Origin of the sequence: Pseudodesulfovibrio senegalensis, from assembly GCF_008830225.1 — a bacterium.
In the GTDB taxonomy this organism is placed as follows: Bacteria; Desulfobacterota; Desulfovibrionia; order Desulfovibrionales; family Desulfovibrionaceae; genus Pseudodesulfovibrio; species Pseudodesulfovibrio senegalensis.
The window spans coordinates 985,226-998,340 of sequence record NZ_WAIE01000001.1 but is presented as its reverse complement, the minus strand read 5'-3'; the positions used below and the strand labels follow the sequence as shown (position 1 = coordinate 998,340).

Annotated in this window: 12 protein-coding genes; 7 read left to right on the top strand and 5 right to left on the bottom strand. The window is 55.1% G+C overall.

All coding sequences use genetic code 11. The features are described from left to right. Positions 1-34 precede the first annotated feature (34 nt). The 4 genes from F8A88_RS04575 to F8A88_RS04560 all read right to left on the bottom strand — a co-directional run bounded on the left by F8A88_RS04575 (position 35) and on the right by F8A88_RS04560 (position 3,840). Positions 35-394, bottom strand: a complete 360-nt coding sequence (locus F8A88_RS04575; RefSeq protein WP_151149898.1) for a hypothetical protein — start codon at positions 392-394, stop codon at positions 35-37. Positions 395-396: 2 nt separating this feature from the next. Then, positions 397-996: a DUF8043 domain-containing protein gene (locus tag F8A88_RS04570; protein WP_151149897.1), complete on the bottom strand. Its 600-nt coding sequence runs from the start codon at positions 994-996 to the stop codon at positions 397-399. 77 nt (positions 997-1,073) lie between these two features. Next, positions 1,074-2,612: a glycosyltransferase family 9 protein gene (locus F8A88_RS04565; protein WP_151149896.1), complete on the bottom strand. Its 1,539-nt coding sequence runs from the start codon at positions 2,610-2,612 to the stop codon at positions 1,074-1,076. Positions 2,613-2,715: 103 nt separating this feature from the next. After that, a complete protein-coding gene (locus F8A88_RS04560; protein WP_241667336.1) occupies positions 2,716-3,840 on the bottom strand; it encodes a putative nucleotidyltransferase substrate binding domain-containing protein in 1,125 nt (374 codons plus the stop codon). Positions 3,841-3,986: 146 nt separating this feature from the next. On the opposite strand from F8A88_RS04560, the gene F8A88_RS04555 reads away from it, so the two are divergent. The 4 genes from F8A88_RS04555 (at position 3,987) to F8A88_RS04540 (ending at position 8,927) form a co-directional block, all read left to right on the top strand. Further along, positions 3,987-4,250: a DUF485 domain-containing protein gene (locus tag F8A88_RS04555; RefSeq protein WP_151149895.1), complete on the top strand. Its 264-nt coding sequence runs from the start codon at positions 3,987-3,989 to the stop codon at positions 4,248-4,250. Next, positions 4,251-5,825: a sodium/solute symporter gene (locus tag F8A88_RS04550; protein ID WP_151149894.1), complete on the top strand. Its 1,575-nt coding sequence runs from the start codon at positions 4,251-4,253 to the stop codon at positions 5,823-5,825. It abuts the gene before it with no gap. A gap of 150 nt (positions 5,826-5,975) precedes the next feature. Continuing rightward, positions 5,976-6,311: a hypothetical protein gene (locus tag F8A88_RS04545; protein WP_151149893.1), complete on the top strand. Its 336-nt coding sequence runs from the start codon at positions 5,976-5,978 to the stop codon at positions 6,309-6,311. 75 nt (positions 6,312-6,386) lie between these two features. After that, positions 6,387-8,927 carry a TIGR03960 family B12-binding radical SAM protein gene (locus tag F8A88_RS04540; protein ID WP_151149892.1) on the top strand — a complete coding sequence of 847 codons (2,541 nt, stop codon included), beginning with the start codon at positions 6,387-6,389 and terminating at the stop codon, positions 8,925-8,927. A 1-nt stretch (position 8,928) separates the two neighbouring features. Here F8A88_RS04540 and F8A88_RS04535 read toward each other — a convergent pair whose 3' ends face one another. Further along, a complete protein-coding gene (locus tag F8A88_RS04535) occupies positions 8,929-9,207 on the bottom strand; it encodes a hypothetical protein (protein ID WP_151149891.1) in 279 nt (92 codons plus the stop codon). A gap of 334 nt (positions 9,208-9,541) precedes the next feature. On the opposite strand from F8A88_RS04535, the gene F8A88_RS04530 reads away from it, so the two are divergent. The 3 genes from F8A88_RS04530 to F8A88_RS04520 all read left to right on the top strand — a co-directional run bounded on the left by F8A88_RS04530 (position 9,542) and on the right by F8A88_RS04520 (position 13,114). Then, positions 9,542-11,140 carry an ABC transporter substrate-binding protein gene (locus F8A88_RS04530; RefSeq protein WP_151149890.1) on the top strand — a complete coding sequence of 533 codons (1,599 nt, stop codon included), beginning with the start codon at positions 9,542-9,544 and terminating at the stop codon, positions 11,138-11,140. 81 nt (positions 11,141-11,221) lie between these two features. After that, positions 11,222-12,196, top strand: a complete 975-nt coding sequence (locus F8A88_RS04525; protein WP_151149889.1) for an ABC transporter permease — start codon at positions 11,222-11,224, stop codon at positions 12,194-12,196. Beyond that, a complete protein-coding gene (locus tag F8A88_RS04520; RefSeq protein ID WP_151149888.1) occupies positions 12,197-13,114 on the top strand; it encodes an ABC transporter permease in 918 nt (305 codons plus the stop codon). The last annotated feature ends 1 nt before the right edge of the window (position 13,115 follow it).

Sequence of the window (13,115 nt, the reverse complement as noted above, 5' to 3'; positions counted from 1 at the left end):
CCTTTTTCTCGTCTCAACAAAAGAAGGAAGAAACCTAACCGGTCCTGCTGACAAACCGGGAACGGTTGAAACCGGACTTCGTGAATCCGGCACCGACCTTATAACCGGCAAGTCGCTTCGATTGCTTGCGTAAATTGGTCAACTCATCCCGGACCCGATCCTTCAACAGCGATGCTTCTGCCGTCAGGTCTCGCTGGAGACTGTCAAAAGCGCGCAGTTCTCCCTCCAGGGCCTGAACGGATTCCTTATCCAAACCGGAAAGAACTTGTTGCGCCTTGTCACAGCGTTCACGTGCAAGCTCCTCGGCTTCCATGACGTCACCGGCCAAAAGATGTTTCAACTCACGCCGCCCCATTTCAAGGACCTCGTTGAGTGTTTTTCGACGGGCGTCCACGTCTACCGAACCTGTCGTATGTCTTCGCGAAGCTGGGCAATCACTTTTTTCCATTTGTCCACCAGGGGCAAAAATTCATACTCAAGCAGGTCGGCCAAAAGAATCCAGTCTTCATTTTCCAGAACTTCCGTCATTTCCGTAAACAGAGAAGACATGCCTTCGCCGATGGCCTCGTATTCTTCATGGTCCTTGAGGGTGTATTCATTGCGCAGCACGCCGATCATGCCCAGGAAGTTGCGGGTAACGTCCAGAAGGTCCTGATACGTTTCCAGAGCTTCAGCATCGTCCGCCTGACGGAACAGGTCGGCAACAGTGCGTCCGCCTTCACCCATGAGGGTTACGACCTTGTAGAGCTCGCGGGTAATTTCGATGGCCATGTCGGCCGTGGCCATGGTCTTGATTTCCACGCTGCGAACATCACCAACGGTGATATCCTCGGACTGATGCGGGTAAACCTCGCTGAACGGTTCGTCATTCACAAACACGTCCGTGACCACCCGATCATTCAGATATCCCTTTTCAGCAACAGTACTGAAAATTTCGTCGAGATTTTCAAACTGCGCGAATTCCAGATCGCACTTTTGGCCGTCGATAACTATCATGGTTTCTTCCTCCTGAATATGGGGCTAAAAATTCCTTTTTGAGCTTCTCCGAAAAGGAATTCAAAAAACATGCCACGCTATAGGAGGTCGTGAATTGCGGCAACAAGTGCCGCATAACGGTCAATGACCTTTCTGAGTGCGGAAAAGTCGTGACCCTGTTGTTGGGACTCGAACAGCCACAAGGAGGAAAGCACCTCGAGACTTGGATTTTCCGTAAGGATATTCTGAAGTTGCTGCCATGAGGCCATAAATTTCTTCTTCAGGGTATCCCGAGGATTGCGGGCCAAAAGGGCACCCTGCTGCTGCATGAGAAACAGATAATCCCGTGCCGAGGAAAGCGTTGACTGCAGGGCTTCGACAAACTGCGGACTCATCTCGTCTCCGAACCGGGAAAGCCCTTCCAGCGAATCACCGTCAAGAAAACGACGGTAAAAAACCCGTTGCAATTCGATCCAACGGGTCCTGTCGTCCGAACCATGACCCGAAACCGAATTTTGCGTCAGAAAGCCCTGTTCATCAAATTGCGAAACCCACGCACGAGCTCCGCTCACAACCTCCCCCTCACCATCCAGCACACGCCGAACAGCCGCGCTCACGGCCTCCACCGGCACGGCCTCACGACAGGCGTTATCTTTGGCGCAAGCCGCACCGAATGCGCAGGGATGACAATCCAAATCCGGCTCCAGACACAGGCATTGCTCGCGATACGGACCGGTATCCCACGGCTGTGCCGTGGCAAGAAAAACGGAAACAACGGGCGTTCCCATACCGGCAGCAAGGTGCATGGTTCCGGTGTCATTTGTTATCAGCAGGCAGCACTGACGCAAAACCGCGGCCAATTCCGGCAAAGACGTCCGGCCCTGAAGATTCATGACAGGGCAATCGGCACTTTCTTCAATGCGCTTGCCCAAAGCAGCCTCACCCTGCGTGCCGAGAACAACAGAAACCAGTCGCCGCTGTTGCCACAACTCGTCGGCCACGGCCGCAAAGCGACCAACCGGCCATCGCCGCCGCTCTTCGCTTGCACCGGGCTGCAAGGCCACAAACCCGGCATGCTCAATCTCCGGGAGATGCAGCAGTTTTTTTGCCGTGCGCACATGCTCTGCCCCGGGATCGGCAAGACGCAATCCTTCAGGATCACCGTTCAAATCGGCCGCGCGCAAAAAAAGATCACATATATTGAAGGGGCTGGAACCGCGATTGTTGCCCGCTACCTGAAGAAATGCAGCCCAGGGACTGGTATCCGCGTTGAAACCATGCTCGTCCAGACTGAACCCGCACACCCGGGACGCTTCCAGAGAACGCGACAAAAGGCGCGCCGGAACAGAAGGTGTGAGGTTGACCACAACGTCAGGAGTAAAAGACGACAGGATCATGTCCCGGTAGTCGCAGATCGCACCAAGACTTTCCCGCCAGTTCTTGTCCAACAGGGAAAGAAGACGCGCACCCGGAAAAGGGAAGACCGTGTCCAGATCACGCAACAGGGATGTTGCCGAAGCAAAATTGTCCACACAGGCAAGCCCGACCCGGTTCCCTGCTCGGGCAAAACCGCTAATGACCGGTTGCGTCTGGATCAGGTCGCCAAAGCGTGTCAAATTTATGATCAACACATTCATTGTGAAAAAGTCCTTATATCACAGCACACACGAAAACAAGCTGTCACGGAGGAGCCCAAACGCAGGGTCCACGCCATCTCAATGCAAAATAAAAGCCGACCAATCACAGCCCGGCCCCGGCCTGCACCAGCCGAACCAGTTTTTCCACCGCATGAATAGCCGCTTTGAAGTTCTGTTTCTGCTGCGAAGACAAGTCTGACGGAAGCACCCGGTTGTGCGGTGCCTGATTGTTCCTGAGACGGGAAATCCCGATATGCAGACGCATGGATTGCAGCCATTCCCATCCGTCCAGCAACGCATCTCCATGATGCCGGTCCACATGCCCAGCCGATCGAAGCGTTCGAAGCCGGTCACAGGTGTTCACACAGCCGATGTCGTGCTTGAGGCACAAAATACGGGCACAATTTGTCATGTGCGCCAGCACAGCCCCCTTGATGTCCATATGTCCGGCCCACGGCCCGGAACGCTCGGTCACAAACGAACCGAAGAAACTCAATGGCATGGCATAGTCCGTTAACTCATCCACCATCATGCGCAGGGCCATCGGTCGAGTCCGTACATATTCCCACATCCATTCACGCAACTTTACCGCAGGGTCGCTCGGACCGTAGACGGGCTGAAAATCAAGAATCACCCCAGACTGCCACGGTCCTTTTTCATGGGGATTGGACAACCACCCGCCCAGTCGATTGCGCCAGACCTCATAATCACCACGCCACTGGGGGTTGCTGACCATGACATTACCTGTACACAGGGGGATCCCGGCCCCGTCAAGCGCCACAACAATGTCATGAGTCGCATCATCAATCTCGCCTTCGTCAAGGGGCGTACCCTCCTGCGCCCCGTCACAAAACAAAAGCCCATTGTCCTGATCCGATCCGGGCACCTGCTCATCACGCCCCCCCGAACCGAACTCCAGAAACGTCGTGCGTTCAAGCCATGGGTATTCAACGGCATAGGCATGCAGCACCGCGCGGATGACCAGTCGATTGAATGCGCTCAGACTTCTGCAAACCAATTCCGCAGAATTGTTTTGCTCCACCCAATCCTCGACCAGATCAAGACGGGTACTCTTCACGCCCGCAAGACTTCCCTGTCGAACCATGGTTTCCAGCTCATCCCCAAAGCCGACAGGCATGGGCAACAAGCTGTCCGCACTGCGTTCACACCGCATTTCCTGCCTCAAATCATGCTCCCTGCGCACGGCATGCAACCGTTGACCGTCCATTTTCGCCCGCCCACGGGGGGCGGCAACCACGAAAATGCCACGACCGTACGGCTTTGACCGTTTACCTGAAATTGAAAGCTTCCCTTTTTTTCCTACGGTAAAAACATACCCGTAGGCAAACCAGAAAAGCCACAGGGGGTAACACAATGGATCACATCGAAACAATTCGCAAACGTCAACTGGCCATGGCCCTGAAGGTAGGTATTCCCTACTTTGCACTCATCATAGGCATTTTTCTGCTGGTATACCTTGCGCCGCAGACCATGGTCACAACCATCTACATGGGACTTCCTCTCCACTACTGGCTCGTAGCGTTGGCGGTCTATCCGCTCACATGGGTTCTGTTCATCTGGTACGTAGGCAAGGCGAACGCTCTCGAGGATGAAATCAGCAAGGAAAAGGGGGACTAAATGGAAGTCGGATATCAAATACCCACCACCGCGCTGGTCCTCATTGGACTGATGCTCTCATTTACCGTGGTCACCACGTGGATGTTCCGCAGGCAAAAAACTTCGGCCGACTATTATCTGGCCGGACGCAAGGTCAACTCCTTCATCAATGCCTCGGCCATTTCATCGGACTACCTTTCCGCAGCATCATTCCTCGGTGTTGCCGGTGTAGCCTTTCTGTACGGCTTCGACGGTATCATCTACGCCCTGGGATTCTTCGTAGGCTACATCGCCCTGCTGCTGTTTCTGGCCAGCCCGCTCCGCAAATTCGGACGCTACACGGTTCCTGATTTCGTGTCCGAGCGATTCCATTCGAAGAATGCACGCGTTCTCGGTGTGATCGGCGTGCTGTTCGTTTCCCTGTTCTACATGGCTCCGCAAATGCTTGGTGCGGGCAAGGTCATGGGATTGCTCCTGAACATGGAATACGGAACGGCCATTATCGTCATTTCATGCATCATTACCGTCTATGTCACTGTGGGTGGGATGAAAGGCACCACGGTCAACCAACTTGTGCAATTCTGGATCCTGTTCGGGGCCATGTTCCTGCTCGCGTTCATTCCGTTCGTGATAAAAGGCTTCACCTATGGCGACGTGGTGCAATTCATCAGTGAGTTCAAGCAGATTGATCCTGCTACAGGAAAAATGTTCGACGGCGCAGCGTACACAAGCCCGGCGTACTGGCTGACCAACCTCAAAGACACGCTCTCCCTGTTGCTGGCGCTCATGTTCGGCACGGCAGGACTGCCCCACATCCTCGTTCGTTTCTACACCGCTCCTGACGGCAAAGCCGCGCGCAGAACCGTCATCTACGTACTGTTGCTGATCGGCATGTTCTACATACTGAGCCCGTATGTGGGTCATGTAATCCGTTACGTGTACCTGCAAGGCAAGGCCATGGGCCTCAGTCCGCACCTGGGTTCATGGCTGGCAGCCAACGGCAAGAACCTTGCCGTCCCGGTAGCCGGCTCATACTTCGGTGGCCAGATCCTGATGGGCATTGTCGTGGCTGGAGCGTTTGCCGCGATACTCTCCACCGTGGCCGGGCTGATCATCGCCTGCGCCGGAGCCATCGGACACGACCTTGTGGTCAACGTCCTCAACCCGGACATGCCGGAATCAACGCGAGTCAAGGTTGCACGCACCGCATCCATCTTCATCGGATTGCTCGGAATCCCACTGGGTTTCCTGGCCGAAAACATGCAGATAGCCGTGCTTGTGGGACTGGCGTTTGCCATCGCAGCATCCACATTCTTCCCGGTGCTGGTCATGGGGGTCTGGTGGCCCAAGATGACCAAAAACGGTGCCATTGCCGGCCTGCTGACGGGCATCATCGGGTCCTTTGCCATGATCCTCGGCAAAGCGTACCTGCCGACCATGCTCCAGTTCAAGAACCCTGGGGGATTCGTCATGCTGATTGCTTTTGCCGCCATCTACATCGCCTCGAAACTGGAATATGCGGCCAAGGGGGAAGCAGCCCTGCCGCACGACACAAAGGAAGTGATGGCCATACTTCATGGGCCGGAACAATCCTAAAACTCAAAAAACGGGCCGGACAGGGTGCACCCTGTCCGGCCTTTTTTCAATCTGATGACGGCAAAACGCCAAGTCTCCAAAAAAGCCCGGCTTGACAGGCTAACGGCCAATCCCTACTTATTAGGCCGACCTGAAAAACAAGGAGTCATCATGAGCTACGACATCAGGCTGGTCAAACTTGTCACCGGCGAAACCGTTATCGGTAAATTCAAGGAAGACAGGATAGAAGAACCGGCCATCATCCAGACCGTCCCCACCCAGCAGGGTGTACAGATAATGCTGCTGCCTTACGGGTACCCGTTCGACCAGGAAATGGGAGGAGAAATCCTCATGAAGCACACCATTTTCGAGTTTGCAAAATGCCCCGAGGACCTGCAAACCAAATACCTTGAGGCTTCCAGCAACATCACCCTCTCCACCGGTGGATTGGGCGACCTCGGAGGCGGCGCCGGCACACCGGACCTCTCCGACCTGCTCAAAAAATAGCAATCGCAACCCCAAAAATCTTCATGCGGGGTGGTTCCACGGGAGCCACCCCGTTTTGCTCTTGGAGTACCATTCATGAAGGAACTGCTCCCCCTGCTCCCCAGGCCCGCCCGTTACCTCGGATCGGAATGGGGCACGCTGCTCAAGGACAAGGCCGACATCACCGTGCACATGGCACAGGCCTTTCCCGACATGTACGAAATCGGCATGTCTTACATGGGGCAGAAAATCCTCATGAAAGCCGTCAACGATTATCCGCATTACTGGTGTGAACGTGTTTACACTCCCTGCGAAGAAACCGCAGCCATCATGCGGGAACGCGGCGTCACCCTGGCAACCCTGGAATCAGACACGCCGCTTACGGAACTGGACGCCGTGGGTTTCAGCCTGACCCACGAGCTTTGCTACACCAATATTCTCTACATGCTGGACCTGGCCGACATTCCCCGGCGCACGGAAAACAGGGACGAGTCCCATCCGCTCATCATTGCTGGCGGCGGAGCCTGTTTCAATGCCGAACCCATGGCCCCGTTTTTTGATGTAATGGTGGTGGGCGATGGCGAGGAAACAATGCCCGCCATCCTCAAGGTTCTGGAACAGGCAAAACAGGACGGCACGTCCCGGCACGAACTGTTGCTGCAGTTGCGTACCATGGTGGGCGTATATGTACCGAGCCTGTTTGAAGATTCAGGGCCGGGACAACCGCTCACGCCTCTGATGAACGACTATGCCAGCGTGGAAAAAGCCGTGATTCCCGATCTGGAGGCAGTCGAATTTCCGCAAAACCAGCCCGTATCCTTCGGCCAGGCAATTCACGACAGGCTAACCATGGAAATCGCCCGGGGATGCACCCGTGGTTGCCGTTTCTGCCAGGCCGGAATGATCTATCGTCCGGTCAGGGAACGAAGCCCGGAAAAATTGCGTGAAATCATGGTCAACGGCCTTGCGGCAACCGGTTTTGAAGAAACCTCGTTTCTTTCCCTTTCCACCGGAGACTACTCTGCGCTGGACACCCTTTTTTCCGACTGCTTCGACCGTTGCGCCGCCGAACAGGTTGCCATTTCCCTGCCATCCCTGCGCGTGGGGTCACTGTCCGAACCAATCATGGAGCGCATTTCCAGCATTCGTCGCACCGGAGCCACCATTGCGCCCGAGGCCGGAAGCCAGCGCATGCGCGACGTGATCAACAAAGGCATCACCGAACAGGAAGTACTGGACCATGTACGGCTGCTGTTCGACAACGGCTGGCAATCGGTCAAACTCTATTTCATGATCGGCCTGCCCACGGAAACCGATGCCGATCTGGACGCCATCCTCGACCTCTGTCTCAAGGTCCGGGACGTTGCCGGACCACACATCAAGCGATTGCAAGTCGGGGCCGCGGTCTCGCCGTTTGTGCCCAAGCCGCACACGCCGTTCCAGTGGGAGCCGCAAATATCCCTTGAGGAAATACACAGGCGAATCGATTACCTGCGTGCCATTTTTCGACCCCACAAACGGGTTCGCCTCAAATTCCACATCCCGGAAATGACGTTTCTGGAAGGCATATTCTCGCGCGGAGACCGCAGGCTTGCAGACGTTGTGGAATCTGCTCGTGACAACGGCGCACTTTTTTCCAGCTGGAAAGACAAACTGGACCTTGCTCCCTACCTGAACGCCATGCGGGATAACGGCCTTGATCCGCTTGAATACACCGGACCACGGGATATCGACGCTCCCCTGCCATGGGATCACATCAACAGCGGACTGACCAAACGGTTCATGCTGGCGGAACGCAAACGCGCCCTGTCCGAAACCATCACCCAAGACTGTCGTTACAACGCCTGCAGACAATGCGGCGTCTGCAATCACAAAGGCACCCCGTCCACTCTCGAAACGCAGAACAAGGACAGGGATATCAGGCCACGGGTGATTTTCGATTCTCGCGACCAGGAAGGCGAACAGCCACCATACGTTCAGGACAAACCAAACCTGAACGCCAAGGGCGGACATTATCGTCTCTGGTATGAAAAGACAGGGCTGGCCGCCTACCTGAGCCAACTGGAACTGCAAAGCATGCTTGAGCGGGCCATGCGCCGTGCCAACTTGCCTGTCAGCTTCTCCGCGGGATTCCACCCCATGCCGCGCATGTCCTTTGGCAAGGCCCTGCCTGTGGGCGTGGAAAGCACCGAGGAATGGTTCAACCTCTTTCTCCGCGAGAACTGGACACCGGACCGACTGGTCAAAACGCTGGGTGAACAAATGCCCCGAGGCATCAGAATCTACAAGGCCGATTTCCTCTCCATGAGCAAAAAGCAGCCCCAATCAGTGGAAGAACACTTCACGATTCACTTCGGTGGGCGCCATGAAGACACCGTCCGACACATGCGCCAATGGAAGGACTTCATGAACTCAGAATCATTGATTATCGAAAAGAAAACAAAAAAGGGAAAGGTCAAGGAAGTCGATGTTCGCTCGTTCGTGATCGATTGTGTTCAGGAAAACGACAACACACTTGTCATTTCATTGAACTGGCGGGAAGACTACATGAGTCCCCTCAAGTTGCTGCAGACCGTAAACCCGGACATGGATCCCGTGTACGTGTCCATGACCAAGATCAGACAGGTCTTTGCCTGAGTTAATCTGCGGTCACCATGACATCTATCTGCTTGTAAACCGAGGGATGTCCTTCGGACGTGTTGCCGTGCAGCTTGATGATAATGCTCGTTGCACAAGGGGCGAGCGGGGTGAACAGATAGCGCACCCGGGGGACCTCGCCAGGCTCACGGTCTTCAACATACTTCTCCAGACGCAACAACACGGGATCGAACACTGCGCCCTTGATAGTGCCCATGCCCGTATCGGGCTGTCGGATGTCCAGCACGAAAAGCTCTCCCTGCTCCACCTCGATCCGCATGGAATCAACGCCGTCCAGGTCGTACTGTGAGGCAGTGTCGAAATCGCTGCCACTACCAGAAAAGAAACCACATCCACCGAGAAGAAAAAACGTCGACAAAAGCAGAATAATTACTTGTCTTTTCGATATATTACTTGTTTGCATTGGAAGCACACCCTCAAAAGCAACTATTGTTTAAATTATGAATTCCGTGTAAAGATCAATGCGCTTTGCGGGACTATTCACAATAGCACGTCACAAACATGACGCCCGTGCATGGTCCTCGTGTGTTCAATCTATGTGCATTGTGTTCGCCCTGTCAGGCGGCTGTCAACCACAATTACGGAGGTTCTTCATGAGACGTTTCGGTTCCGGGATCAAACCACTGATCCTCGCCACCATGATTTTTGTTGCGCTAGCCCTTGTCGGGTGCGCAGGCGGTGAACAGAAGAAAGAAAAAAAGGAAGCGGCAACCCCCGCTGCCGCAGAAAAGGTGACCTTGAAGCTCGCCATGGACGCGGACCCTGTCTCCCTTGACCCGCACGTGCAGCTTTCCGGCGGCATGCTCCAGTATTCCCACCTGGTCTTCGACCCTCTGGTACGCTGGACTCAGGACATGAAATTCGAACCGCGCCTGGCTGAAAGCTGGGAACAGATCGACCCCCTGACCATGCGCTTCCACCTGCGCAAGGACGTCAAGTTCCACAGCGGCAATCCCTTCACCGCGGATGACGTGGTCTATACCCTTGAACGTCTCAAAAAGAGCGTGGACTACAAAGGTCTTTTCGAGCCCTTTGAAACAGCCAAAGCCATTGATGAACATACCGTGGACCTGATCACCAAGAAGCCCTACGGTCTGGTCATGGCCATGGCCACCTACATTTTCCCCATGGACAAGAAGTTCTACGAAGGCAAGGACGAGATCGTCAAATCCGGTCCTTCCTTTGCCAATGAACATGAGTCCGGCACCGGCAAATACGTTGTTGCCAGCCGCGAACAGGGCGTGAAGATGGTTCTTTCCCGCTTTGCCGATTATTGGGACACCAAAACAGGCAACGTGGACGAAATCGTCCTGACCCCCATCAAAAACGACGCTTCCCGAGTGGCCGCCCTGCTTTCCGGTGATGTCGACTTCATCATGCCGGTTCCGCCGACAGACCTTGAACGCATTCGCAACACCGAAGGCCTGAAGCTTACCACCCTGCCGGGTGCACGCATCATCACCTTCCAGATGAACCAGAACCGCAAGGAAGAATTCAAGAACGCCAAGGTGCGTCAGGCTATGGTGTACGCCGTGGACAACCCGGGCATCGTCAAGAAGATCATGAAGGGCTTTGCCACCGCCGCCGGTCAGCAGGGTCCCAAGGGCTATGCCGGTTACGTTGCCGAGCTGACTCCCCGCTACGACATCGAAAAGGCCAAGCAGCTCATGAAGGACGCCGGATACGAAAACGGATTCGAGTGCACCATGATCGCCCCCAACAACCGCTACGTGAACGACGAAAAAATCGCGGAAGCCGTTGTGGGCATGCTTTCCAAGATCGGCATCAAGGTCAACCTGAAGACCATGCCCAAGGCCCAATACTGGGATCAGTTCGACGCACAGGTCGCGGACATCCAGATGATCGGCTGGCATTCGGACACCGAAGACTCCGCCAACTTCTCTGAATTCCTGACCATGTGCCCGAGCAAGGAAACCGGCTACGGCCAGTACAACTCCGGCAACTACTGCAACCCCGAAGTGGACGCGCTGGTTGTCGCTTCCCAGTCCGAAACCGACACAGCCAAGCGCGGCGAACAGCTGCAGAAAGTTGAACGCCTGCTCTACGAAGACGCAGCCTTCATCCCCCTGCACTGGCAGAACCTCGCCTGGGCTTCCAAGGACAACATGAACACCGAAGCCGTCGTCAACACCATGAACTTCCCCTACTTCGGCGACCTCGTCATCAAGTAGCAGGGTTCACAAAAGACCGCACACAAAGGGGAGCCCCTGTACAGGGGTTCCCCTTTCCACCTGTAAACCGGAACACAATCAATGCTTGCATTTTCCATCAAACGCATAGCCCAGGCTCTGGTGGTCATGATGATCATCGGATTCATCGGTTTTGCCATCAAACACAATTTCGGCGACCCGGTCCGGGACCTTGCCGGAGAGCGCGTCACTCCGGAACAGCGGGCCGAAATACGTCAACAACTGGGGCTCAATGACCCGTTCATGGTCCAGTACATCCGTTTTCTGAACAACGCAGTACACGGAGATCTCGGACGCTCGTTCTTTTTCAAAAAACCCGCACTGGACGTCATTGTCAGCAAAGCCCCTGCAACCCTTGAACTGGTTTTCTGCAGTTCCTTTATCATTATTCTGCTTTCTATTCCCATGGGCATCTATTCGGCCATCAAGCCCAAAAAGATGCTGTCGCGATTCATCATGGGAGGTTCGATCATCGGCGTTTCCATCCCGGTATTCCTGACCGCGATTCTTCTCATCTACATCTTTTCGGTCGAACTGCGTTGGCTGCCCTCGTTCGGCCGCGGCGAAACAGTAGACATACTTGGCTGGCAAAGCGGCCTGTTCACCGCAGACGGGCTCAAGCATCTGATCATGCCGTCCATCGCCCTTTCTTCAATCATGCTTCCGCTGTTCATCCGGTTGATCCGTTCCGAAATGATGGAAGTCCTGGAAACCGAATACGTCAAATTCGCCTGGGCAAAAGGCCTCCGGCCTTTCCGCATCTGGCTTGTACACGCATTCAAAAACACGCTCCTGCCGGTCATCACCGTAGGTGGTGTCCAGCTCGGCATCATGGTGGCTTTCACCATCCTCACGGAAACAGTATTCCAATGGCAAGGAATGGGATCCATGTTCATCGAATCCGTCGAGCGGGCCGACACCTCGCTCATGGTGGCCTACCTTGTCATGGTCGGATTCATTTTCGTGGTGGTCAACACTCTGGTCGACCTGGTCTACGGATTGGTCAACCCCATGGTCCGCGTACAGGGGAGGAAATAGATGCGCTCCAAATGGCAACGATTCAGGGAATCATACTTCCTTTTCAGCTTTCTGCGCGACCCCGTGGCCTATATCAGCTTTACCGTGCTGGTCATCCTGGTATTCAGCGCCTTTGCCGCGCCTCTCATCGCCCCGCATAACCCCTATGACATGTCCACCATCGACATCATGGATTCGGAACTGCCACCGGCATGGTCCGCTCAGGGCAACAGCGCATTCCTGCTGGGCACGGATGCTCAGGGACGGGACATGTTCTCCACGATCCTCTACGGCATGCGTGTATCCATCATCATCGGCGTGGGAGCCGTGGCTCTGCAGGCCTTTATCGGCATTATCGTAGGACTGCTCTCAGGCTACGTACGGAAGCTGGACACCATCCTCATGCGCATAGCCGATGTGCAGCTCTCCTTTTCCACCTATATGGTGGCCATCTTCATTGGGGCCATATTCCAAACGGTATTCGGCGTGGGTGACTATGAAAAAGTGGCCATCCCGTTGCTGATCCTGATCATCGGACTTGCTGAATGGCCGCAATATGCCCGAACCGTGCGCGCTTCGGTTCTGGCCGAACGCAAGAAGGAATATGTTGAAGCAGCCCGTGTCATCGGCCTTTCCAAGATCCGCATCATGTGGCGCCACATCCTGCCCAACGCCCTGTCCCCGGTGCTGGTCATCTCGACAGTACAGGTGGCCAACGCCATCATGTCCGAGGCAGCCCTATCCTTTCTGGGACTCGGCATGCCTGTCACCAAGCCTTCGCTCGGCTCCCTGATCACCGCCGGATTCGAATATATCTTCTCGGGCTCGTGGTGGATCACCATCTTCCCGGGCATCGTGCTGGTGGGACTCATCTTCGTCATCAACCTGCTGGGCGACTGGGTCAGGGACTTCCTGAACCCGAAACTGTACAAGGGGTAAT

What these genes read in the sequence shown, in the direction of transcription:
- F8A88_RS04520 (WP_151149888.1), top strand. Translation starts at nt 12,197, where the DNA reads ATGCGCTCCAAATGGCAACGATTCAGGGAATCATACTTCCTTTTCAGC.
- F8A88_RS04530 (WP_151149890.1), top strand. Translation starts at nt 9,542, where the DNA reads ATGAGACGTTTCGGTTCCGGGATCAAACCACTGATCCTCGCCACCATG.
- F8A88_RS04525 (WP_151149889.1), top strand. Translation starts at nt 11,222, where the DNA reads ATGCTTGCATTTTCCATCAAACGCATAGCCCAGGCTCTGGTGGTCATG.
- F8A88_RS04550 (WP_151149894.1), top strand. Translation starts at nt 4,251, where the DNA reads ATGGAAGTCGGATATCAAATACCCACCACCGCGCTGGTCCTCATTGGA.
- F8A88_RS04560 (WP_241667336.1), bottom strand. Translation starts at nt 3,840, where the DNA reads ATGGACGGTCAACGGTTGCATGCCGTGCGCAGGGAGCATGATTTGAGG.
- F8A88_RS04535 (WP_151149891.1), bottom strand. Translation starts at nt 9,207, where the DNA reads ATGCGGATCGAGGTGGAGCAGGGAGAGCTTTTCGTGCTGGACATCCGA.
- F8A88_RS04555 (WP_151149895.1), top strand. Translation starts at nt 3,987, where the DNA reads ATGGATCACATCGAAACAATTCGCAAACGTCAACTGGCCATGGCCCTG.
- F8A88_RS04565 (WP_151149896.1), bottom strand. Translation starts at nt 2,612, where the DNA reads ATGAATGTGTTGATCATAAATTTGACACGCTTTGGCGACCTGATCCAG.
- F8A88_RS04570 (WP_151149897.1), bottom strand. Translation starts at nt 996, where the DNA reads ATGATAGTTATCGACGGCCAAAAGTGCGATCTGGAATTCGCGCAGTTT.
- F8A88_RS04540 (WP_151149892.1), top strand. Translation starts at nt 6,387, where the DNA reads ATGAAGGAACTGCTCCCCCTGCTCCCCAGGCCCGCCCGTTACCTCGGA.
- F8A88_RS04545 (WP_151149893.1), top strand. Translation starts at nt 5,976, where the DNA reads ATGAGCTACGACATCAGGCTGGTCAAACTTGTCACCGGCGAAACCGTT.